Origin of the sequence: Roseateles sp. (assembly GCF_049240545.1) — a bacterium.
GTDB lineage: Bacteria > Pseudomonadota > Gammaproteobacteria > Burkholderiales > Burkholderiaceae_C > Paucibacter_A.
In genome coordinates, this window is sequence record NZ_JBMLSK010000208.1 from 1 (window position 1) to 22,177 (window position 22,177).

General features: G+C 60.5%; 18 protein-coding genes. 11 read left to right on the forward strand and 7 right to left on the reverse strand.

All coding sequences use genetic code 11. The features are described 5' to 3' along the window. Window positions 1–251: 251 nt before the first annotated feature. The 5 genes from ACOVRJ_RS13160 to ACOVRJ_RS13180 form a co-directional block, all read right to left on the reverse strand. Entirely contained in the window at window positions 252–908 is a 657-nt protein-coding gene (locus ACOVRJ_RS13160; RefSeq protein ID WP_422044303.1) for a DUF502 domain-containing protein, read from the reverse strand. 23 nt (window positions 909–931) lie between these two features. After that, window positions 932–1,267 carry an FmdB family zinc ribbon protein gene (locus ACOVRJ_RS13165; protein ID WP_422044304.1) on the reverse strand — a complete coding sequence of 112 codons (336 nt, stop codon included), beginning with the start codon at window positions 1,265–1,267 and terminating at the stop codon, window positions 932–934. Between the two features lie 129 nt (window positions 1,268–1,396). Continuing rightward, the gene (locus ACOVRJ_RS13170) at window positions 1,397–2,872 is read right to left on the reverse strand and encodes a sodium:solute symporter family protein (RefSeq protein WP_422044305.1); all 1,476 of its coding nucleotides are present in this window, start codon (window positions 2,870–2,872) and stop codon (window positions 1,397–1,399) included. Between the two features lie 118 nt (window positions 2,873–2,990). Continuing rightward, the gene (gene ubiB / locus ACOVRJ_RS13175; protein WP_422044306.1) at window positions 2,991–4,547 is read right to left on the reverse strand and encodes a ubiquinone biosynthesis regulatory protein kinase UbiB; all 1,557 of its coding nucleotides are present in this window, start codon (window positions 4,545–4,547) and stop codon (window positions 2,991–2,993) included. Beyond that, window positions 4,544–5,074, reverse strand: a complete 531-nt coding sequence (locus tag ACOVRJ_RS13180; protein WP_422044307.1) for a hypothetical protein — start codon at window positions 5,072–5,074, stop codon at window positions 4,544–4,546. The genes ubiB and ACOVRJ_RS13180 overlap by 4 nt, the downstream gene beginning before the upstream one ends. 191 nt (window positions 5,075–5,265) lie before the next feature. On the opposite strand from ACOVRJ_RS13180, the gene ACOVRJ_RS13185 reads away from it, so the two are divergent. The 9 genes from ACOVRJ_RS13185 (at window position 5,266) to rfbC (ending at window position 15,268) form a co-directional block, all read left to right on the forward strand. After that, on the forward strand, window positions 5,266–6,654 hold the full coding sequence (locus ACOVRJ_RS13185; protein WP_422044308.1) for an undecaprenyl-phosphate glucose phosphotransferase: 1,389 nt from the start codon (window positions 5,266–5,268) through the stop codon (window positions 6,652–6,654). Window positions 6,655–6,786: 132 nt separating this feature from the next. After that, window positions 6,787–8,010, forward strand: coding sequence for a hypothetical protein (locus tag ACOVRJ_RS13190; protein ID WP_422044309.1), 1,224 nt, complete (start codon window positions 6,787–6,789; stop codon window positions 8,008–8,010). Between the two features lie 3 nt (window positions 8,011–8,013). Continuing rightward, on the forward strand, window positions 8,014–9,039 hold the full coding sequence (gene galE, locus ACOVRJ_RS13195; protein ID WP_422044310.1) for a UDP-glucose 4-epimerase GalE: 1,026 nt from the start codon (window positions 8,014–8,016) through the stop codon (window positions 9,037–9,039). 28 nt (window positions 9,040–9,067) lie between these two features. Then, complete coding sequence (locus ACOVRJ_RS13200; protein ID WP_422044311.1) at window positions 9,068–10,507, forward strand: mannose-1-phosphate guanylyltransferase/mannose-6-phosphate isomerase; 1,440 nt, start codon at window positions 9,068–9,070, stop codon at window positions 10,505–10,507. Window positions 10,508–10,553: 46 nt separating this feature from the next. Next, a complete protein-coding gene (locus ACOVRJ_RS13205; RefSeq protein WP_422044312.1) occupies window positions 10,554–11,834 on the forward strand; it encodes a nucleotide sugar dehydrogenase in 1,281 nt (426 codons plus the stop codon). Between the two features lie 30 nt (window positions 11,835–11,864). Beyond that, window positions 11,865–12,923 (forward strand): dTDP-glucose 4,6-dehydratase, encoded by a 1,059-nt coding sequence (gene rfbB / locus ACOVRJ_RS13210; protein ID WP_422044313.1) that lies wholly within the window; start codon window positions 11,865–11,867, stop codon window positions 12,921–12,923. Next, the gene (rfbD, locus tag ACOVRJ_RS13215; RefSeq protein WP_422044314.1) at window positions 12,920–13,816 is read left to right on the forward strand and encodes a dTDP-4-dehydrorhamnose reductase; all 897 of its coding nucleotides are present in this window, start codon (window positions 12,920–12,922) and stop codon (window positions 13,814–13,816) included. The genes rfbB and rfbD overlap by 4 nt, the downstream gene beginning before the upstream one ends. A gap of 10 nt (window positions 13,817–13,826) precedes the next feature. Then, window positions 13,827–14,717, forward strand: coding sequence for a glucose-1-phosphate thymidylyltransferase RfbA (gene rfbA / locus ACOVRJ_RS13220; RefSeq protein WP_422044315.1), 891 nt, complete (start codon window positions 13,827–13,829; stop codon window positions 14,715–14,717). Beyond that, window positions 14,717–15,268 (forward strand): dTDP-4-dehydrorhamnose 3,5-epimerase, encoded by a 552-nt coding sequence (rfbC, locus tag ACOVRJ_RS13225; protein ID WP_422044316.1) that lies wholly within the window; start codon window positions 14,717–14,719, stop codon window positions 15,266–15,268. Before rfbA ends, rfbC begins: the two co-directional genes overlap by 1 nt. Window positions 15,269–15,341: 73 nt before the next feature. Here the strand turns inward: rfbC and ACOVRJ_RS13230 are convergent, their stop codons facing one another. Continuing rightward, window positions 15,342–16,676, reverse strand: a complete 1,335-nt coding sequence (locus tag ACOVRJ_RS13230) for a UDP-glucose dehydrogenase family protein (protein ID WP_422044317.1) — start codon at window positions 16,674–16,676, stop codon at window positions 15,342–15,344. A gap of 206 nt (window positions 16,677–16,882) precedes the next feature. Here ACOVRJ_RS13230 and ACOVRJ_RS13235 point away from each other — a divergent pair, with 206 nt between their 5' ends. Together ACOVRJ_RS13235 and ACOVRJ_RS13240 are read left to right on the forward strand one after the other, a co-directional pair. Continuing rightward, on the forward strand, window positions 16,883–17,812 hold the full coding sequence (locus ACOVRJ_RS13235; RefSeq protein ID WP_422044318.1) for a DUF3667 domain-containing protein: 930 nt from the start codon (window positions 16,883–16,885) through the stop codon (window positions 17,810–17,812). Window positions 17,813–17,924: 112 nt separating this feature from the next. After that, complete coding sequence (locus tag ACOVRJ_RS13240) at window positions 17,925–19,181, forward strand: esterase/lipase family protein (protein ID WP_422044319.1); 1,257 nt, start codon at window positions 17,925–17,927, stop codon at window positions 19,179–19,181. A gap of 20 nt (window positions 19,182–19,201) precedes the next feature. On the opposite strand, the gene prsT is transcribed toward ACOVRJ_RS13240, so the two are convergent. After that, window positions 19,202–22,012, reverse strand: a complete 2,811-nt coding sequence (prsT, locus tag ACOVRJ_RS13245) for an XrtA/PEP-CTERM system TPR-repeat protein PrsT (protein ID WP_422044320.1) — start codon at window positions 22,010–22,012, stop codon at window positions 19,202–19,204. Window positions 22,013–22,177 lie beyond the last annotated feature (165 nt).

The window sequence follows — 22,177 nt, forward strand, 5'->3', positions numbered from 1 at the left end:
TCGCGCAGGTCGATGAAGATGACGCCGCCGTGGTCGCGGCGACGATGGGCCCAGCCCATCAGGGTGACGGTCTGGTCTTGCAGCTTCTCGCTGACTTGGCCGGCGTAACAGGTTCTCATGGGATCACTCCAGTATTCTTGGTATGGGCTCCAGCGCGTGAAGTCTTGCGCTGGCGCTGTCTTGATTCGGTTGGGGATAGGCGCTGACAGGCTGGATTGAAAGCCCTCAGGGTTGAGCGCGTGCCGGAACGCTCAACCCGGCTGATTTCGTGCCGAGTTGCTGGTCACGGCGACAGGCCCCTCGGGCGCCACCACCCCCATCGAGATGATGTGCTTGAGTGCCGCGTCCACACTCATCTTCAAGGGCCTGACGCTGCTTCTCGGCATCATCAGGAAGAAGCCCGACGTCGGGTTCGGCGTGGTCGGCACATAAAGACTCACATGCTCATCCCCCAGCGACTCGGCCACTTCGCCGCTGGGTTTGCCGGTGACGAAGGCGATGGTCCAGCTCCCTTGATGCGGGTACTGCACCAAAACCGCTTCGCGGAAGGCATTGCCGCTGCTGGAAAACAGCGTGTCCGACACTTGCTTGACCGAGCTGTAGATGCTCTTGACGATGGGGATATTGGACAGCAGGCGATCCCACTGCTTAAGCCACCATTGCCCAAAGATATTGGCGACAAACATGCCGGTCAGCGCCATACCACCGACCAGGATCAGCAAGCCCAGGCCCGGAATATGGCGCAGCTCGTCGATGTTGTGCGACATCGACGCGGGCAGCACCGCTTGAGAAGCCGTCAGCAAGGAGGTGAACACCCCGTCGATCAGGCTCAGCACCCACAACAGCACCCAGATGGTGATGGCCAAGGGCAGCCAAACCAAGAGGCCGGTGATGATGTACTTTTTCACAAGGGTCCTGGTGATGGGATGCGTCAGTGACTGGCGCAGGAGCCGCCGCAAGCAGCACCGGCGCTCGATGATGAAGCCGAAGATGCATCGCTTGACGACGCTGCGGCAGGCGCATCAGCTGCCGCTGACGACGCCGCCGGAGCCACTGCGGCGCCCGTGGCCGCTGCGGCGCCAGCGCCACCCTTGAAGTCGGTCACATACCAGCCCGAGCCCTTGAGCTGGAAACCAGCGGCGGTCACTTGCTTTTGGAAGGACTCAGCGCCGCAAGCCGGGCATGTACTCAAGGGTGCGTCAGACATTTTCTGCAGCACATCTTTGGCGTGACCGCATGAACTGCAGCGGTAGGCATAGATCGGCATGGTCAAAGAACCTGTTGATCAAAAAGGCGAAATTATAGGGGCGGGGCTGCCCGCGACTGCCTGCAGCAGCCGCAGTGATTGGGATCGGGTCGCCGATCTGGCTTCGCCTGGCTCGCGCGAACGCTCCAATCAAGCCGAAGCTTCATCAGGCAAACCCGCCACATGCGCTTTGTGCTCATGGCGATTTTTCAAGACCTGCGGCGCCAGAGAACCGATCAACATGCCAGCGAAAGCAGCCAAGAGACCCGCCAGTTGGCCAGGGAAGACCTCGCCCCAGGTCGTCACCTGCGGGAAGAACAGCAGCCAAGTGAAGATGCCGGCAAAGATCGAGAAGATCGCGCCCTGCGTGGTGGCGCGCTTCCAGTACAGGCCGAACAACAAGGGCACGAAGGCGGCGACCAGGGTGACTTGATAGGCCGAGCTGACCAACTCATAGATGGGCGTGCCTTGCATCGCGATCGCATACATGAGCACGCAGGCCGCAAACACCACAATCGTCACGCGCATGGCCTGCAGTTGCTGCTTGTCGCTCATGCCGGGCCGGATCTGCTTGAGGATATTCTCAACAAAGCTGGTGGACGGCGCCAGCAGCGTGGCCGAACTGGTGCTCTTGATGGCCGAGAGCAGCGCACCGAAGAAAAGGATCTGCATCACCAGCGGCATATGTCCCATGATGAAGGCAGGTAGCAAACGCTGGTAATCGTTCTGGGCCAACTCCATCGCCGAATTGCCCATCACCACCACCGCAGCCAGCACGATGAACATGGGCACGAAGGCGAACAGGATGTAGCTGGCACCACCGATGACCGCACCGCGCTGGGCTGTCTTGGCGTCCTTGGCCGACATCACACGCTGGAAAACGTCCTGCTGGGGAATGGAGCCCAACATCATGGTGATGGCTGCAGCAAAAAAGAACACCACGTCGTGAAAGCTCGGCGCCGGCAGGAAGTTCCACAACTCCTTCTGCGCCGCCATGTCCAGCACCACACCGGCCCCTCCGGCCAGATCGGCCGCGAAGAAGGCGATGGCCAACAAGCCGACTACCAGCACAATCATCTGGATGAAGTCCGTCCAAGCCACGGCCATGAAACCGCCAACCACCACATAAACCAGCACGGCCAGCGTGCCGACGATCATGCCCGCGGCCGGGCTCATCGCGCCGTTGGTCAACACGCTGAAGACCAGGCCCAGGGCGGTGATTTGCGCGGCCACCCAGCCCAGATAGCTGAGGATGATGGCCAGCGAGCAGAAAATTTCCACGCCCTTGCCGTAGCGCTCGCGGTAGAAGTCGCCGATGGTGAGCAAGTTCTTCTGATAGAGCTTGGCGGCGAAGAACATGCCGACCAAGATCAGGCACATGCCGGCACCGAAGGGATCCTCGACGATGGCGTTCAAGCCACCCTGCACGAACTTGGCCGGAATCCCCATCACCGTCTCGGCACCAAACCACGTCGCAAAGGTGGTGGTAATGACCATGATCAGCGGCAGGCTGCGCCCCGCGATGGCGAAATCGCTGGTGTTCTTGACCCGCGAGCCGGCCCAAACCCCCACGGCCAAGGTACCCAGGAGGTAAATCACAACAAAGGCGATCAGCGTGGTGTTCATGAGGGAAAGCTCTTGCGGTTGGCCTGTGCAGCGGCAAAAAAGGATCGGCGGGGATTATGCAAGAAGCGGCCGCCCGCCTCTCGCACCAGGCTCTCTAAAAAAGGGTTTTGCAACCCCCTCAGATCAGGTGGGTCCGCATCAGGAGGTGCGCACCCAGAAGACCCAAGGTAAAGCCGACTGCGCCGTAGAGAAGGGCTTGCAACAATCGGTTGGTGCGGCGCTGCTCCGCGATCAACAAGCGCATCGCCTTGGTCTCGTCGGGTGAGGCTTGGCGTTTCAAGGCGTCGTGCAAGAGGCGCGGCAACTCGGGAAAGAGCTGCGCATATCGCGGCGCTTCTTTTTTGATCTGATTCACAAAAGCAGGCCAGCCGACCTGCTCGTTCATCCAACGCTCAAGAAAAGGCTTGGCCGTCGCCCACAGATCCAAGTCAGGGTCGAGCTGACGACCCAAGCCCTCGATATTGAGCAATGTCTTCTGCAGCAAGACCAGTTGCGGCTGAATCTCCACATTGAAACGACGCGAGGTTTGGAACAGGCGCATCAAAACCTGGCCCAGAGAAATATCCTTCAACGGTCGATCGAAATGTGGCTCGCACACCGCTCGGACTGCACTCTCTAACTCATCGACACGGGTGCCCGAGGGCACCCAGCCCGAGGCAATATGCAACTCGGCCACACGCTTGTAATCACGCTGGAAGAAGGCAATGAAGTTCTGCGCCAAATACTCTTTGTCGACCTCGGTCAGCGTGCCGATGATGCCGAAGTCCAGCGCGATATAGCGGCCGAATGTGGCCGGATTCAAGCTGACCTGGATATTGCCCGGATGCATATCGGCGTGGAAAAAACCATCGCGAAACACCTGGGTGAAAAAGATGGTGACCCCGTCACGTGCCAGCTTGGGGATGTCGATACCCGCGGCCTTGAGGCGCTCCAGCTGCGAGATCGGCACGCCGTGCATGCGCTCCATCACGATCACTTCGGAGCTGCACATATCCCACATCATCTCCGGCACCATGACCAGATCCAGCCCGGTCATATTGCGGCGCAGCTGTGCGGCGTTGGCGGCCTCGCGCACCAAGTCCAGTTCATCATGCAAATAGTTGCTGAACTCGGCCACCACCTCACGCGGCTTCAAACGCCGGCCATCGGATGACAGGCGTTCCACCCAAACCGCCACCGTGCGCAGCAGGGCCAAGTCATCATCGATGGTGTCCAGCATGCCGGGCCGCAAGACCTTGACGGCCACCTCGCGGCCATCCTTCAAGGTGGCGAAATGGACCTGCGCGATCGAGGCGCTGGCCACCGGTTCCGCATCAAAACTGCCAAACAAGTCCTCGACCGGACGCCCAAATGCCTTTTCAACCAAGGCGCGCGACTCGGCGGCCGGGAATGGGGGCACTCGGTCCTGGAGCTTGGCCAGCTCTTCGACCATATCCTCCGGCACCAGATCACGCCGGGTGGACAGAACCTGACCGAATTTGACAAAGATCGGCCCCAGGTGTTCCAGCGCCAGCCGCAAACGCACGCCGCGCGGCTGATCCCAGCTACGGCCAAAGGAAATGGCGCGCCGCAATAGACGAAACCGTCGCCTTCTCAGCCCCGAAAGTGCCAGCTCATCGAGTCCAAAACGCAGAATGGTCCAGACGATGACAAAAAGGCGCGCAAAGTACCTCATGCCGCGCCACGTCCCGCCGGTTTGGCGGCGGCAATGCCACGCGCCAGCGTTGCCACGGCAGTGGCGGTGGCTCGACCCCATGCGGCCAACTGATGCGCAGCGGCCGGCCCCAAGAAGCCGGCCAGATCATCCTCGATGTCCCAGCGCAGGTTGTCCATCAGCCAGCTGATTTCACCGGCCAGCGCCGCATCGCCCTGAACCGACACGCGCGGGCGCTCGCCCAACAAGGAGCCCAAAGCCATCATGGCGGGATTGGATGCATCCAACTCGATGGTCAAAGCCTCACTGCCGGACACCTCGGCAGGCTCCAGTCGCTCGAACAATCCCGCTGGCGTCAGACGCATGACCAAATCGGGCGCGGGCGGCAAGACCGAAGGCCAATCTTGCAGATGAAAAACAACAAGCCGGCCGGCAAATGGCCGCAAACGAGCCATCGCATGGCTTTCGCGGGAGATGACATGATTGAGCAACAGGATCATGCGATCCTGTACGGCCGGGGTCATTGAGGCAATCCAAGTTTGAATCATGCAAGGATTGTAGGCAGTCAGCCGGCCTCACCGACCTAGGGGGCAATGGCGCGGCGAGAGCTCTCGCTGCTGAGCGAGAATCGAAACCGTTTTTGGCGGCGCGACCCTGGTATTGATCTGGAATCAAAAGATCGACGGTTGAAGATTTGTCAGTACACAAGCCAGCCCGGCAACAAGGAGCGATGGGAACGATGTTCGAGGATAGAAGTCACAAAAGAACGTTTTACAGCGCGCCCCAGTCCGTCGAATCCTTGATCGCCGCTTTTTTGGAGCCCAGCATCATCGTGCTGTGCTATCTGGCGGTCAGTGCCTTCTTTGACGAGCCCATCCTGCGTTCTGGCATGACCTTGTGTCTGTTGGTCTTTGCACTGACTTTTCCGGGCCGCAATCGCTTCACCGACAACCGCACCAGCGCCATCATTGATGTGCTGGGCTCTTGGCTCGCCTTGCTGGTCATCCTGGCCTTGTGCGGCTATGCCACCAACAGCATGGGCTACTTTGAAGAACCGGTCCTGATGTGGTGGGCCGGTCTCACTCCAGTGCTTCAGATTCTGGCCATTGAGCTGGGCCGGTTCGAGCGCCGCCGCCAAGCCAGTGCGACGCGCAGGGGCGCGGTCATCGTTGGCGGCGGGCCACTGGGCGCCAAGGTTGCCCGCGCCCTGAAAGAAGGCCCGGACAAGGGCATCGACTTCCTCGGCTTTTTTGACGACCGGCAGGATGATCGCCTGCATCCCGATGCCGCCCATCATGTGCTGGGCACGCTGAAAGACTTGAGTGACTATGTCCGCCTGCACGGCGTGCGCGAGGTCTACATCACTCTGCCCTTGGGCTCGCAGCCGCGTATCGTGCAATTGCTGGAACAAATTCAAGGCACAACGGCCTCGCTGTTTTTCGTGCCCGATGTGTTTGGCATCAGCATCATCCAAGGCCGCCTTCAGGACATGAATGGCGTGCCGGTCGTCGGGATTTGCGAAACCCCGTTCACCGGCACCAACGATCTGGCCAAACGGATCAGCGACATCATCCTGGCCAGCCTGATCCTGGTTTTGATCTCGCCCATCCTGCTCTTGATTGCCATTGGCGTGAAGCGCAGCTCGCCCGGCCCCATTATTTTCAAGCAAAGGCGCAACGGCTTGGATGGCGAGGAAATCATCGTCTACAAGTTTCGCTCGATGAGAACGCAGGACAACGGCCCGGTCGTCAAGCAAGCAACCAAGGACGATGCTCGCATTACCAAGTTTGGCGCCTTCATCCGCCGCACTTCGCTGGATGAATTGCCGCAGTTCATCAATGTGCTGCAAGGGCGCATGAGCATCGTCGGCCCGCGCCCCCATGCCGTGGCTCATAACGAGGAGTACCGCAAACTGATCAAGGCCTATATGGTTCGCCACAAGGTCAAGCCTGGAATTACCGGCTGGGCTCAGGTCAACGGTTTGCGGGGAGAAACCGACACCATCGATAAAATGAAGGCGCGCGTTGAATATGACCTGGAATATCTGCGCAACTGGTCATTGGCCTTGGATTTGCAGATTATTGTGCGCACCGCTCGTCTGATGCTTTTCGATCGCAATGCCTATTGAACCTTGATTGGCGCATCGATTGAATGATTCATGTCTTTAAAAGGTTTCAGCCGCCTAGCAAGGTCTTGGCCTCCACGGAATCGTGCTGAACTCTTGTTATCTAGGAAATTCATGCCCTTTGCATCACCCCACATGACCCGGCTGCTGGCCACCTTGGCAGGCGGGCTCCTGAGCAGCGCGGCGGCCCAAGCCGAGTCCAATCCCTATTATTTCGGCGGCTCATTGGCCTTGAACCATGTGTCGAACATCTACCGCACTTCTGCCGCTAGCAACGATGACAATGTGGCGACAGCCAGTCTCTTGGCCGGTATCAACCAGACCTTTGGCCGTCAGCGCCTGTTTGGGGATGTGTCCATCAACACCAATCGCTACAGCAAGAATTCGGACCTGAACTACCTGGGCTACTCGGCCAAAGGCGGCTTGGACTGGTCGACGATTGGGCGTGTTTCGGGCACGATCAGCTTCAACAGCACACGCAACCTCAGCACTTATACCGAACGCAACGCCAGCCCCATCCGCAAGCAAAACATCGAAGGCAACAATCAGTTGGATGCGCTGGCTCGCATCGGTCTGGTCACCCGCTTTTCACTCGAAGCCGGCACCGGTTACCGCACACGCAGCTACAGCGCCAGTGAATACGACGCCTTTGAGCTGACCCAACACCGTTACTCCTTGGGTCTGGTCTACCAGGCCAGCCCTGACTTGCGCCTCGGACTGGCGGGTCGTTTGACCCAAGATCGCTACCCCGCCTACACCCGCGAGTCTTTGGTGCTGGTCAACGGAAGACCCACGCTGGTGTCGATTCCGGTCGAGGCACGAGAGTTTGAACGCAAGGACCTGGATTTGACCGGTCGCTGGGTTTTGAGTGGTGCCAGCAGCCTGGACGGCCGGATCAGCACCGGCCGCTCGACCGTGAAGGCGGGCAGCGGGGCAGATTTCTCCGGTCTCACCGGAGCCCTCAGCTGGAACTGGCAACCCACAGCCAAATTGAATCTGACCACCTCGGTCAGCCGCGACACGGGTCTGGAAACTTCTTTCCTGAACAGCAACACCAGCGCCGACCGCAACCGCCTGACCAATGCCTTGCAAGTCAATGCAAATTATGAATTGACCGGCAAGCTGTTCTTGAACGCCGGCGCGTCCCTCAGCAAGAGCGACGTTACCAACTCCAGCCAGGGCCAAGCCTTCGACGAGTACGACCGCGACAAGTCCTTCAATCTCGGGCTGCGCTGGCAATACTCGCGCGGCATCACTCTGGGTTGCCAATACAACCAGTCCTCGCGCGACAGCGACCGCCTGTTCAGCGTCTACAGTGCCAACAGCTACGGCTGCTACGGCCAGATCATTCTGTACTGAGCCATGAGCGCCTCTACCATTTTGCTGACCGGTGCAACCGGCTACATCGCATCCCACACCTGGCTGGCCCTGCAGGCGGCAGGCTATCGGGTTGTCGGGGTCGACAATTTCGTCAACAGCTCGCCCGAGGTGCTCAATCGCCTGACTCGCTTGAGCGGCCAAACGCCGGTCTTCGAGCAGGCCGATGTGTGCGACGCGCTGGCGCTGAACCGGGTATTTGAACGCCACAAACCCGCGGCGGTCGTTCACTTCGCGGCCTTCAAGGCGGTCGGCGAATCCACCAGCCAACCCTTGATGTACTACCGCAACAATCTGGGTGGCTTGGTCAACACCTGTGAAACGATGCGACGGCACGGCTGCCAGCGCATCGTCTTCAGCTCAAGCGCCACGGTCTATGGCGTGCCGGAAACCTTGCCCTTGCGTGAAGATGCGGCCCTGTCCGCAGTCAACCCCTACGGCGCGACCAAGCTGATGGGCGAGATGATTCTGCGCGACCTGGGTGCCGCAGACCCGACTTGGCAGACCGCGGCCTTGCGCTATTTCAATCCGGTCGGCGCGCATGAAAGCGGCCTGATTGGCGAGGACCCACGAGGCACGCCCAACAATCTGATGCCTTATGTCGCCCAAGTGGCCGTGGGCCGGCGCCCTCGCCTGCAGGTCTTTGGCAATGACTACGACACGCCCGACGGCACCGGCGTGCGCGACTACATCCATGTGCTTGATCTGGCCGAAGGCCATGTGGCGGCACTCAACTTCCTCTTGGCCGGCTCGCAATCCATCACCACCAATCTGGGGACGGGCCAGGGCTATAGCGTGCTCGACTTGGTTCGCGCTTATGAAGCGGCGAGCGGGCGGCCGGTGCCCTACGACATCGTGGCCCGCCGCCCCGGCGATGTGGCGGCCTGTTACGCCGATCCTGCTTTGGCCCAAGCCCGGCTGGGCTGGCAAGCCCGCCATGACCTCGCGCGCATGTGCGAGGACAGTTGGCGCTGGCAAAGCATGAATCCGAACGGATTCAATGCAAGCTGATTCCTTGTCTTTCTGAACATCTCAACCCATGAAACCCATTTCAGTTCAACCGGTCATCATGGCCGGCGGCAGCGGCACCCGTCTTTGGCCCCTGTCACGCGCCGGTTTCCCCAAGCAGTTCTTGGTGCTTTCCGGCAATAGCAGCCTGTTCCAACAAGCGGCCCAGCGTTTGGCGGCCCTGGGCGCAGCAGACATCCAACTGACCGGCCCGGCCATCGTCGGCAACGAAGAACACCGCTTTTTGGTGCTTGATCAGTTGCGCGAAACAGGCATCGAGCCCAGTGCCGTGTTGCTGGAACCCATGGGGCGCAATACCGCCCCAGCGCTGACCTTGGCTGCCCTGCAGGCATTGGAAACTGGTGATGACCCGGTCTTGGTGGTCACTCCGGCCGATCAAACGGTCGTTGATGGTGAAGCCTTCAGCTTGGCCTTGCAGGACGCCATCCGCAAGGCCGCTGGGGGCGCCATTGTCATTCTGGGCATCCAGCCCGATCGGGCGGAAACCGGCTATGGCTATATCCGCACCCAAGAAGCAGGCGCCGATCTGGCGGTCGCGGAGTTCGTCGAGAAGCCCGATGCTGAAACCGCTGCGCGCTATCTGGCCGCGGGCAACTATGTCTGGAACAGCGGCATGTTTGTGCTGCGCGCCAGCGTTTGGATGAAGGCCTTGGAGCGTTTCCGGCCCGATATCGCCACAGCCACTCAAGCCGCCTGGGCGCAACGCAAGAACGATGCGAAGTTCGTCAGGCCCGGCAAGGCCGAGTTCGCCGCCATCCCCTCGGAGTCGGTCGACTACGCGGTGATGGAGCGCTGCCCCGCCAGCGATATCCCCTTGACCATGGTGGCGCTGGACGCCGGCTGGAATGATTTGGGCGCCTGGGAAGCGGTTTGGCAGGTCGCCGAAAAGGATGCGCAGGGCAATGCCGCCCAAGGCGATGCGATGTTCAGCGATTGCCAAAATACCTTGGTGCACGCCACCAGCCGCTTGGTCAGCGTGGTCGGGCTGCATGACGTGGTGGTGGTGGAAACGCCCGACGCCGTCTTGGTCAGCGACCGGGCCCGCAGCCAAGAGGTCAAAAAGATCGTCGCCAAACTGGATGCTGAAAAGCGCGGTGAACAAACCCTGCACCGCAAGGTCCATCGCCCTTGGGGTTGGTATGACAGCATTGATTCGGGTGAGCGTTTCCAGGTCAAGCGAATCATGGTGAAGCCCGGTGCAGCCCTGAGTCTGCAAATGCATCACCACCGCGCCGAGCATTGGATTGTGGTTTCTGGCACGGCTGAGATCACCAACGGCGACAAAGTTTTGCTGCTGAGTGAGAACCAAAGCACATACATCCCTCTTGGCCAGACACACAGGCTGGCCAATCCGGGTAAGGTGCCGCTGGAAATCATCGAGGTACAGTCCGGCGCCTATTTGGGCGAGGACGATATCGTGCGTTTTGAAGACACCTACGGTCGTCATTGAAGACCGGCATCCTTCATCATCATCTGATCAGTTAGGGAATAGATTCATGAGCGTCATCGCCGTCGTCGGTTTGGGTTATGTGGGCCTGCCTTTGGTCATTGAGTTCGGCAAACATGGCCGCACCATTGGCTTTGATATCGCCAAGGACAAGGTCGCCAAGTGCCAGGCCGGCACCGACCCTTCGCGCGAATTGACCGACGAAGAAATGAGCCATTCGCCGCACGCCGTCTACAGCCATGACCCGGCGTGCTTGGCGGAGGCTGACGTCATCATCGTGGCCGTGCCCACCCCGGTGGACGAGGCCCACATTCCCGACTTCCGTCCCTTGGTCGGCGCCAGCACCAGTGTCGGTCGCCATATGAAGAAAGGCGCCATCGTCGTGTTCGAATCGACGGTCTACCCAGGCGCCACCGAAGAGGTTTGCATTCCGGTGCTGGAGCGCGAGTCCGGTTTGAAGTGGAAGCAGGACTTCTTCATCGGCTATTCGCCCGAGCGCATCAACCCCGGTGACAAAGAACACACGCTGACCAAGATTTTGAAGATCGTCTCGGGCGACACGCCTGAAACCCTGGACACCGTTGCCAAGGTCTACGAGCGCATCATCATTCCCGGTGTGCACCGTGCCGCCAGCATCAAGGTGGCCGAAGCGGCCAAGGTGATTGAGAACACCCAGCGCGATCTGAACATTGCGCTGATGAACGAGTTGTCCATCATCTTCGACAAGATCGGCATCGATACCTCCGAGGTCTTGGAAGCCGCAGGCACCAAGTGGAATTTCCTTAAATTCAAGCCGGGTCTGGTCGGCGGCCACTGCATTGGCGTGGACCCGTACTACCTGACCCACAAGGCCGATATGCTCGGTTACCACCCGCAAGTGATCTTGGCCGGCCGGCGCATCAATGACGGCATGGGCAAGTTCATCGCGGAACAAACCATCAAGCAAATGATTGCCGCCGGCTCCCCCATCAAGGGCGCCAAGGTCAATGTGCTGGGACTGACCTTCAAGGAAGACTGCGCCGACCTGCGCAACTCCAAGGTCATCGACATCATCAACGAATTGAAGAGCTACGGCGTCGAGGTGATCGTGACCGACCCGGATGCCGACGCCGACGAGGCGGTGCATGAGTACGGCGTTCGCCCGGTCAGCTGGGAACAGCTGCCCAAGGCCGATGCCATCGTTGCCGCCGTGGCGCATAAGAGCTATAAACAACTGAATGTCACGGACATCGCCAGCAAACTGGTCACCGGCGGAGCCTTTATTGACGTCAAGGCCGCGTTTGATCAGAAGGCCCTGGAAGGCGCCGGCCTGCGCGTTTGGCGTCTATGACGAATTAAAGAGCAAGCGAGAAGGACCCGTATGACGATTCTCGTGACAGGCGGCGCCGGCTTCATTGGCAGCAATTTTGTGCTTGACTGGCTGAAGGCCTCGGATGAGCCGGTCGTGACGCTGGACGCGCTGACCTATGCCGGCAATCTAGAGAATCTGTCCAGCTTGAATGGCGATGCCCGCCATCACTTCGTCAAAGGGGATATCTGCGACGGGGCCTTGATCGCAAGACTCTTGGCTGAACACAAACCGCGCGCCTTGATCCATTTCGCGGCCGAAAGCCATGTCGACCGCTCGATCAGCGGCCCCGGCGCCTTCATGCGCACCAATATCGAAGGCACTTACACCTTGCTGGAAGCAGCCCGTGCCTATTGGAGCGAACTGGACGGGGAAGCAAAGGCGGCCTTCCGTTTCCACCATGTGTCGACGGACGAGGTCTACGGCTCGCTGTCGGAACAGGACCCGCCCTTCGCAGAAACCAAGACCTACGAACCCAACAGTCCCTACTCGGCCAGCAAGGCGGCCAGCGACCATTTGGTGCGGGCTTGGCACCACACCTACGGCCTGCCGGTACTGACCACCAATTGCTCGAACAATTACGGCCCCTATCACTTCCCTGAGAAGCTGATCCCGCTGATGATCGTCAACGCCTTGGCCGGCAAGGCCTTGCCGATTTATGGCGACGGCAAGAATGTCCGCGACTGGCTGTATGTGACCGATCATGCGTCGGCGATTCGTGCCGTTCTGGCGGGCGGCCGTGTTGGCGAAACCTACAACATCGGTGGCTGGAACGAGATGACCAATCTGGATATCGTTCACACGGTTTGCGATTTGCTCGATGAGTTGCGTCCTGATGCCGCGGGCAGCTACAAGCGCTTGATCACCTATGTGAAGGATCGCCCCGGCCATGATAGGCGTTATGCCATCGATGCCCGCAAGATCGAGCGCGAACTGGGATGGCGACCGGCCGAGACCTTCGCGACCGGCATTCGCAAAACCGTTGAATGGTATTTGGCGAACCCCGAATGGGTGGCTCGGGTGCAAAGCGGCGCCTACCGCGACTGGCTTGCGCAGCAATACCAGGCATGAGCAACGGCCCAAGAATCTTGCTCTTGGGCAAGAACGGCCAGCTGGGTTGGGAGTTGCAACGCTCACTTGCCCCGCTGGGTGAGGTGCTGGCCCTGGACCGACAAAATGGTGGAGACCTGGCACAAAGCGAGGCCTTGCTGGCGCGGGTACGTGAGTTCTCGCCACAGATCATCGTCAATGCGGCAGCGTACACAGCGGTCGACAAAGCCGAGACTGAACGCGACAGCGCCTGGCAAATCAACGCCACCACCCCGGGCTTGCTCGCCAAACAAGCCCGTGACTTGAATGCCTGGCTGATTCATTACAGCAGCGACTACGTCTTTGACGGCAGCGGCGAACATGCGCGCCATGAAGACGAACTCACCGGGCCACTGAGTGTCTACGGTGCGAGCAAGCTGGCGGGCGAGGACGCCATTCGTGCCAGTGGCTGCCAACATCTGATCCTTCGCACCAGCTGGGTCTATGCCGCACGCGGCGGCAATTTCGCCAAGACCATGCTTCGCTTGGCCGCAGAGCGGGAGCAGTTGCGGGTCATCGCCGACCAAATAGGCGCCCCCACCGGCGCCGATCTGCTGGCCGACCTGACCGCCCATATGCTGAGCGCTTGCCTGCGAAATCCCCAGTTGAGCGGCAGCTATCATGCCGTCGCCGCTGGTGAGACGAGTTGGCATGCTTATGCGCAATACGTGATCGCGCTGGCTCGTTCGATGGGGGCCCCGATCAAAGTGGCGGCGGATCAAGTCCAAGCCATTGCCAGCAGCGAGTACCCCACCCCAGCTCGCCGCCCCCTGAACTCCCGCCTTTCATGCGACAAGCTCCGCCGGAACTTTGGCCTTCAACTACCGCACTGGCAGCAAGGCGTCGAGCGCATGCTGACCGAAATACTCAAGTAAGGAGCTCACCATGAGCACGAAGCAACGCAAAGGCATCATCTTGGCCGGCGGCTCCGGCACCCGTTTGCACCCGGCCACCCTGGCCATGAGCAAGCAGCTATTGCCTGTTTATGACAAGCCGATGGTGTACTACCCGCTTGCCACCTTGATGCTGGCCGGCATTCGAGACATCTTGCTGATCAGCACGCCGCAAGATGTCCCACGCTTTGAGGGCCTGCTCGGCGACGGCCACCGCTGGGGCCTGAACATCAGCTACTGCGTGCAACCCAGTCCAGACGGCTTGGCTCAGGCCTTCATCCTGGGCCGGGACTTTATCGATGGCGCCCCGAGCGCCTTGGTGCTGGGCGACAATATTTTCTACGGCCATGATTTCCAGGGCCTGCTGAGTGCGGCCAATGAACGAACGGTCGGCGCCTCGGTGTTTGCCTACCACGTGACCGATCCCGAACGCTACGGGGTTGTGGCCTTCGATGAGCACAAGAACGCCCTGTCCATCGAAGAAAAGCCCGTCAAGCCGAAGAGCAACTACGCGGTCACCGGCCTGTATTTCTACGATGAACAGGTCTGCGATATTGCCGCGGCCATCAAACCCAGTCCGCGCGGCGAATTGGAGATCACCGACGTCAACGCGCAATACCTTCGCCAAGCACAGTTGCAAGTCGAGATCATGGGTCGCGGCTATGCCTGGCTGGACACCGGCACGCACGACAGCCTGCTTGAAGCCGGCCAGTTCATTGCCACACTAGAAAGGCGCCAAGGCTTGAAGGTCGCCTGCCCGGAAGAAATTGCCTTCCGATCGGGCTGGATCACTGCCGAACAGTTGGCCGCATTGGCCAAGCCCTTGGCCAAGAATGGCTACGGCCAATACCTGCAGCGCCTGCTGACCGAACAAGCTTTCTGATGAAGATCACGCCCACTTCCTTGCCAGAGGTTCTGATCATCGAACCCCGCGTGTTTGGTGATGCCCGCGGCTTTTTCACGGAAAGCTGGAACGAACTCGCCTTCAACAAGGCGATCGGCCAGGACATCCGTTTTGTGCAGGACAACCACTCCCGCTCGGCTCGCGGCGTGCTGCGCGGTCTGCATTTCCAACGGCCGCCCCACAGCCAAGGCAAGCTGGTGCGCGTCACCAGCGGTGCTGTCTACGATGTGGCGGTTGACATCCGTCGCTCCAGTCCCAATTTCGGCCGCTGGGAAGGGGTTGAGTTGACGGCCGAGAACCACAAGCAACTGTGGATCCCGCCCGGTTTTGCGCACGGTTTTTTGGTCCTGAGTGAAACCGCCGACTTCCTCTACAAGACCACCGACTATTACGCTCCCGAATGCGAGGGTGCCGTCAAGTGGGACGATCCGGCGATTGGCATTCACTGGCCCAACACCGGCGTCCCCGCCTTGCTGGCCGACAAAGATGCCAAGGCCGCGCTGCTGGCCGAAGCCCGCGTCTTCGACTGAATCTGCCTCAAAAAGAAAAAGCGAGCCCAGGCTCGCTTTCAAGAGACTCCAAGGCGCGCAAGCGCGCCTGAACTCAGTTCGGGATCAAGCCACGGCCAATGCCGTAGTGCTCAATGCCCATGGCCTTCATCAAGCCGGGCTCGTACTGATTGCGGCCATCAAACACCACCGGCTGCTTCAGCTTGGCCTTGATCGCTTCAAAGTCTGGACTCTTGAATTCTTTCCACTCAGTCACCAGCAGCAAGGCGTCGGCGCCGTCCAAAACCTGCTCGGCACGCTCGCAAAAACGCAGCCCTTGGGTCTCGCCCAGAATCCGGCGCGCCTCGGTCATAGCGACGGGGTCATAGGCCGCCACCGTCGCGCCGCGGGCCAGCAACTCGCGCACGATCACCAGCGCCGGCGCTTCACGCATATCGTCGGTATTGGGCTTGAAGGCCAAGCCCCAAATTCCGAAATGGCGGCCGCTCAGATCGGCACCAAAACGCGTCACCACCTTATCGACCAGCAGCATCTTTTGCCGCTCATTGGCCTCTTCAACCGCGGTCAGGACCCGCAAGGGGATGCCCTCACCTTGCGCGGCCTGGACCAAAGCCTTCACGTCCTTGGGGAAGCAAGAACCACCATAACCAGCGCCTGCATACAGAAAGCTGTAGCCAATGCGCGGATCTGATCCAATGCCACGTCGCACCAGTTCGATATCGGCGCCGACTTTTTCGGCCAACAAGGCCATTTCGTTCATGAAGCTGATGCGCGTGGCCAGCATCGCATTGGCGGCGTACTTGGTGAATTCGGCACTGCGCAGATCCATCACGATCATGCGGTCGTGGTTGCGGGTGAACGGCGCATACAGGGCACGCATGAACAAGGTGGCCTGTTCATCGTCGGAGCCCACGATGATGCGGTCCGGCTTCAGGAAGTCTTCAACCGCCGCGCCTTCCTTCAAAAACTCTGGATTCGAGACCACCGAGAACGCCACATCGGCGCCGCGCTTGGCCAATTCTTCTGCCACCGCTGCACGAACCTTGTCCGCGGTGCCAACGGGCACCGTGCTCTTGTCAACAATGACCTTGTAGTCGGTCATACGCGCGCCGATCGAACGCGCTGCGGCCAAGACATATTGCAGGTCCGCCGACCCATCCTCGTCCGGCGGGGTCCCGACACCGATGAACAAGATGCTGCCATGGCTGACAGCCACATCCACATCGGTGGTGAACTGCAAGCGGCCGGCCGCCACATTGCGGCGCACGATCTCCAGCAGCCCCGGTTCATGGATCGGAATCTCGCCGGCATTCAGCACACGGATCTTCTCTTCGTTGACATCCAGGCACACCACATGATTGCCCATCTCGGCCAGACAAGCGCCGGTGACCAAACCCACATAACCGGTGCCAATGGCGGTAACTTTCATTGCTCAATTCCCTTTTTGTGTGGAGCCATGGTAACCCTCCAGCCTTGGCTGCCCGTGTGTAGCTGAAGACATGGCTCCCAGCGGACCACGAACTCCGCACAGCCTAGCAACACTCTGTGTAGCTGCGATGAAACAATTGCCGCCGGGAGGTGACTGCCGCGACCCAGCCCTCAAGAGGCTGGCGCATTTTGCTCCGACAATGCGCCATGCCAACCACCTCCAGTTCCTCCCTGACTGACGCTGGCGAGCCCAGCCGCTGCGCCAATTGCGGTGAGCGCTTTGCGGTGCCCAAGCCGAATTACTGCGGTGCTTGTGGGCAAGAAAGCAATCTGCGCCCGCCCGGGCTGATGGAGTTCATTCAGCAATTGGGCGGCGCCTACATCTCCACCGAGGGCGCACTCTGGCGCACCCTCTGGCGCTTGCTGCTGCAACCCGGTCAGTTGACCAAGGAGTACCTGGCGGGTCGGCGCAAGCACTATGTCTTGCCGCTGCGCCTTTACCTCACCATCAGTGTGCTGGCCCTGCTTTCACTGCGGCTGATGACCAGCGCCCAGATTGAAGACCAGGCGCCTCAACTTCGAGGCGCCGGCGGCGCAAGCAGCATCGAGCTGAAAACCGGCGAACAGGCCAATATTCAGATTGGAGGGCTGGGCGGATATCGGGCGGGGCTCAAGGACGGGGTGTTCTTCTGCGAGCAACTGCCCGCCACCATGTGCAAGCGATTGGAGCGCCGTCTGACCCTGGATCAGGTCGGCATGGCCCAAGAGCTGCTGCAGTTGTCGGAGCGTGCCCTGAACAATCTAGGCGCCACCCTATTTGTCCTGCTGCCCTGCTTCGCCATTTGGCTGAAGCTGCTGTTCTTGGATCGTCGGATGTACTACACCGAGCACATGGTGTTCGCCTTGCATCTGCATGCCTTCTGGTTTGCGATGCTATTGCTGCTGTTGATCGACTGGCCACCGCTGTCGGCAGCCGCCGGCCTCGCTTCGGCGGTCTATCCCGTGATTGCCCTGCACCGTGTCTATCAAACCCCGTGGTGGAGCACTTTGCTGCGCGCCTTTGTGCTGATGGCCTTGAATGTCAGCAGCATTGCCTTGGTCTTGGCCGTCTTCGCCCTGCTGACCCTGGTGAGCTGATTAGGCAAACGTCCCTAAGCTCGCGTCTGGCCAGAGCTCGGACCGTCTGGCGGCACCCATCAGCCTCACAATAGGCCGCGCCTTGCGACTTTTCATCCGAGGCGCCCACGCCATGAACGCACGGCCCAAAAGAAAACACACGCTAAGCTCGGACTTGCGCGGCGTGGCAAAGCTGGCCACGCAGGCCACCGCTGGTGTGGCGCGCATGGTCGAAGGCGTGCATCAATCCATCTGGGACCGACTCGGCGTGCCGGGCGGGCCTCAAGCGGGCCAAACACGGGGCCTCACCGGCTTGGCCTATCGCAGCGTACACGGGGTCAATCACCTGGTGGGCCGCGGCCTCGACCTCGCCCTGTCGCGGCTGGAGATCCTGCTGGCCCAGGATACCCACGCCAGCATCGATACAGACCCGCCGAAGCGTGCCGCTTGGCTGGCGGCACTGAATGGCGTGATGGGCGACCATTTGGTGGCCAGCCACAACCCCTTGGCCACACCGATGAGTGTGCGCTGGCAAGGCCAGGCCTTGGATTGGCAGCAACTGCCACAAGACTTGCCAAGCAAGGGTCGGGTGCTCTTGATGATTCACGGCCTGTGCATGAATGATCTTCAGTGGCAAGGCCAAGACGGGCGGCTTGATTATGGGCAAACGCTGGCTGAGGCCATGGATTATTGCCCTCTTTACCTGCGCTACAACTCCGGGCTGCACACCTCACAAAACGGCCGAGAACTGGCCGATCAGTTGCAGGCGCTGATCGATCATTGGCCGGTTCCGGTTGAGGAGGTCAGCATCATCGCCCACAGCATGGGCGGTTTGCTGGCCCGCAGCGCTTGCCACATCGCCGCTGAGCAAAGCCTGAGCTGGCTACCCCTGCTGAAGAACATCGTCTTTCTGGGTACGCCGCACCATGGCGCACCGCTGGAGCGGGCCGGCAATTGGATCGATGTGCTGCTGGGCAGCACGCCCTTCACCGCCCCCTTGGCCAAGCTCGGACATCTGCGCAGCGCCGGCATTACCGACTTGCGTCACGGCTATGTCCGCGACGAAGACTGGTCGGGCGCGGATCGCTTCCAACGCCAGCCCGACCGCCGCCTGATCACCCCGCTGCCCGCGGGCGTGAACTGTTTTGCCGTGGCGGCCACGCTGGCCCCCAAACGCGGCCGCCTGGCCGACCGCTTGATCGGCGATGGTCTGGTGCCCCTGCACAGTGCGCTCGGCGAGCATGAAGATCCCCGGCGGGATCTTGGCTTTGCCAAATCAGCGCAGTGGATCTGCTACCGCATGAACCACATCGCCCTGCTCAGCGACGCTCAACTCGGCCGCCAGTTGCAAAGCTGGCTGAGGGCCGAGCCCTCTGGCTCGGCGCCTTGACTTAACGCCTTAACTCAGCCTTAGAGCGAACGCAGCAACTGCTGCACTTCGGGCTGACCCGCAAAGTTCTTGCCCACCTTGGCCAAACGCTGAAGCTCCGTATTCGCCTGCGACTTGTCACCGCTCTTCAGATAGAGCTTGGCGAGGCGCAGTCGCATCCCATGGTTCTCCGGCTGCAAATCCAGCGCTTGAACCTGTGCCGCAATCGCCTTGGGCACTTGTTGTTCTGCCTCCAACACCATCGACAGCGTGTCCAAGAACTCGGCCTGTTTGGGGCTGATCTGATTGGCCTTCTCGATCAAGGGCAGAGCGCCCGGCTTGCCCTGCTTCAGCAGCAGCCAGGCCATATTGTTCAGCGCAGGAGCACTTTCCGGCTGCAGCTTCAGCACCACGGCAAAACGTGATTCAGCCAAAGCCCACTGCTCCTGACGCAGCTCCTCGCTGCCCAGATAGAAGTAGAAGACCGCATCTTTGGGATGATCCTTGATCCAGGTGGCGGCAAATTTCTCCGCTTCCGCCTTGTTGGGCACCTGTGTCAAGGCGTGATGCAGCTTGCTGGCCAAGGCGGCCGTCAGGTCGGCGTTGGCATCCGGCCCGGCGGCGGCCAAGCTCTGGCGATAAAGCCCGGCAGCGGCATTCCATTCCTTCTGGGCCGCGCGCACATCGCCGTCAAGACTCAGCCCAGCCACTTTGCCGGACTCTTGTTTTTGCATCAACGCCGCCGAAGCCTGCGCGCCCTTGTAATCCCCTGCAGCCAATTGCACCTCAGCCAGACGCTTGCGCGCGACCAAGTAATCAGGCGCCAACTCCAGGGCGCGCTTCAGGCTGGTCGTCGCAGAAGGCAAATTCTTCAATGCCACATAAGCCTCGGCGACGCGCATATGCGGCATCGGTGATCGCGGCATCAGCCGTGCCAGCGCATTGAAGGATTCCGTCGCCTGGTTGTACTCACCCGCCAGCATCCGCACCCGCCCTTGAACCTCCAGCAACTCGGGCGCTTCGGGCAAGGCCGCAATGCCTTTCTGAGCCGCGTTCTGCGCTGCCTTCAAGTCTTTGTGCTTGAGCAGATGCTCCACCAGGGCGACACGCGGCGCGGCGTCATTGGGCTTGAGGGCAATGGCCTTGTCGATCATGCCGGCCACTTCATCCTTGCTGGCCCCACCAAGCTCCTTCAGCTCGGCCAAGGCCAGATGAGCCTTGACGTTATCTGGCGCGACCTTCAACAAAGCCTCAAAGCGCCCCCTGGCTGCATCGGGCTTCTTCTCTGACATATCCAAAGACGCCAGCAAGGCCGCCGCAGGATAGAAACCAGGATCCAAGCTGAGCGCCTTCTCGAAGTTCTGCCGGGCGCCGGGCACATCCTTGCGCGCCAACTGCACCAAGCCGCGCAAATTGGCCGCAAACGGCCGCTTCGGCTGCTTGCGTTCCAGCACATCAATCGCGGCCAAGGCCTTGTCCAATTCACGCCGCTGCAAATGCGCGCGGATGATGGCGATGTCGGCGACCGAGCTTGGGTCACTGTCGGAAATCGCCTTCAAATCGGCAAACACCTCATCCGATTTGGCATTGCCAGCCTTGCCCAACACCAGTTGGGTGCGACTGCGCATGTCCTTGGGATTGAGCTTGGCGGCCTGAGCAAAATAGGCCTCGGCCTTCTTGCTCTCGCCATTCTGGAGGTAGGCCTCGCCCGCCAGAGAGTAGACCTGAGCGTCCGGGGTGCCGCTCGCCAAAAGCGGCTGAATCGCGGCCACAGCCTTGGCCGGGCTGGAGTTCAGCAGATAGATCTGCGTCAACATGCGGCGCGGCGCCGACAGATTCGGCGCCAGCTTCAGGGCCTTGGCCAGCCATTCCTCCGCCTGTGTGTAGTTCTTCAACTCATACTCGATCGCACCGCCAAGCTGCAAGGCCAGCGGGCTCTCCGGCGCCAGTTGCAACAACTGCTGCACCGGGGCCTTGGCCGCCGCGAAATCCTTGCGGGAGTACGCCAGCAGTGCCTCGAAGTAATGCGTCTGCGGGTCTTTCGGCAAGACTTGCTTGAGTTTCTCCAGATCAGCGGCCGCGGTGTCGAATTCACCGGACTCAATCCAGTGATTCATCAATCCGGCATGCGAGCCCACATCACTGGGGTTCAGCAGCAAGGCCTGACGATAGGCAGCCACGCCCTCTTTGACATCAAAGCCGGCCGCACCGGATTTGATGCTGCCCAGCACGATGTCGCCCTTCAAGCGCCAAGCCTCGGCCTGCTTGGGCTCACGCTTGAGCAAACCCTCCAGGCCTTGCAAGGCTGCGGGCACCTCGCCCTCACGAAGTTTCATACGAACCTGCAGCAGCGCCGCGGGCGTGTAGTCGGGCACCGCCTTGAACACCAGCGCCAGCGCTGCATCGGCCTTGTCCACCACGCCGGTGCTGATATAGGCCGTCGCCAACGAGGTCTGCAAATCAGCGCGCGCCGCAGCGTCGTCAAGCTGAGTCTCTGCAAAGGTCTCGATCAGCGGCTTGTAAGCCTGCTGCGCCAACTGCGCACGCGCCAAGGCTGGCAACACGCGGTTCGGTTCAAACTTGGCGTCTCTGGCCTTGCGCAGTTCCACCTCGGCCGAGCGCGCATCGCCCCCATCCAAAAAAGCCTTGCCCAAAAGGTACCGCGCCTCGCCGGATTCCGGGCTCTTTTGCAGCGCATTCTTCAGCTGAATGATGGCCGCCTTGCTGTCGCCCTTGTCGAGTTCGGTCTTGGCCGAACTCATCAAGGTCTCATAGCTCTCGCCGCCACAAGCAGCCAAGAGGCTGATGGCGAGCACGCCAGGAACAATCTTCTTCAGCAAAAAAGGTTTCATCGTGGTCGCAGCACAAGGTCAAACAAAGCGTTGATGCGGAAGAGCCCGCGTGACAGCCATAAAACAGCCCGAAAAGTATAGGGCGTGCATCACCCGCCCCAAGACTGACAGCCGCGAGTTCCCGGCAACAACGCACAGCCGCCGACGCAATGGAAAGGCAGCAAA

Bases quoted from the DNA above. Each gene is read 5' to 3' on its own strand.
- ACOVRJ_RS13165 (WP_422044304.1), bottom strand. From the start codon at position 1,267: ATGCCGATCTATGCCTACCGCTGCAGTTCATGCGGTCACGCCAAAGAT.
- ACOVRJ_RS13170 (WP_422044305.1), bottom strand. From the start codon at position 2,872: ATGAACACCACGCTGATCGCCTTTGTTGTGATTTACCTCCTGGGTACC.
- ubiB (WP_422044306.1), bottom strand. From the start codon at position 4,547: ATGAGGTACTTTGCGCGCCTTTTTGTCATCGTCTGGACCATTCTGCGT.
- ACOVRJ_RS13180 (WP_422044307.1), bottom strand. From the start codon at position 5,074: ATGATTCAAACTTGGATTGCCTCAATGACCCCGGCCGTACAGGATCGC.
- ACOVRJ_RS13185 (WP_422044308.1), top strand. From the start codon at position 5,266: ATGTTCGAGGATAGAAGTCACAAAAGAACGTTTTACAGCGCGCCCCAG.
- ACOVRJ_RS13190 (WP_422044309.1), top strand. From the start codon at position 6,787: ATGACCCGGCTGCTGGCCACCTTGGCAGGCGGGCTCCTGAGCAGCGCG.
- galE (WP_422044310.1), top strand. From the start codon at position 8,014: ATGAGCGCCTCTACCATTTTGCTGACCGGTGCAACCGGCTACATCGCA.
- ACOVRJ_RS13200 (WP_422044311.1), top strand. From the start codon at position 9,068: ATGAAACCCATTTCAGTTCAACCGGTCATCATGGCCGGCGGCAGCGGC.
- ACOVRJ_RS13205 (WP_422044312.1), top strand. From the start codon at position 10,554: ATGAGCGTCATCGCCGTCGTCGGTTTGGGTTATGTGGGCCTGCCTTTG.
- rfbB (WP_422044313.1), top strand. From the start codon at position 11,865: ATGACGATTCTCGTGACAGGCGGCGCCGGCTTCATTGGCAGCAATTTT.
- rfbD (WP_422044314.1), top strand. From the start codon at position 12,920: ATGAGCAACGGCCCAAGAATCTTGCTCTTGGGCAAGAACGGCCAGCTG.
- rfbA (WP_422044315.1), top strand. From the start codon at position 13,827: ATGAGCACGAAGCAACGCAAAGGCATCATCTTGGCCGGCGGCTCCGGC.
- rfbC (WP_422044316.1), top strand. From the start codon at position 14,717: ATGAAGATCACGCCCACTTCCTTGCCAGAGGTTCTGATCATCGAACCC.
- ACOVRJ_RS13230 (WP_422044317.1), bottom strand. From the start codon at position 16,676: ATGAAAGTTACCGCCATTGGCACCGGTTATGTGGGTTTGGTCACCGGC.
- ACOVRJ_RS13235 (WP_422044318.1), top strand. From the start codon at position 16,883: ATGCCAACCACCTCCAGTTCCTCCCTGACTGACGCTGGCGAGCCCAGC.
- ACOVRJ_RS13240 (WP_422044319.1), top strand. From the start codon at position 17,925: ATGAACGCACGGCCCAAAAGAAAACACACGCTAAGCTCGGACTTGCGC.
- prsT (WP_422044320.1), bottom strand. From the start codon at position 22,012: ATGAAACCTTTTTTGCTGAAGAAGATTGTTCCTGGCGTGCTCGCCATC.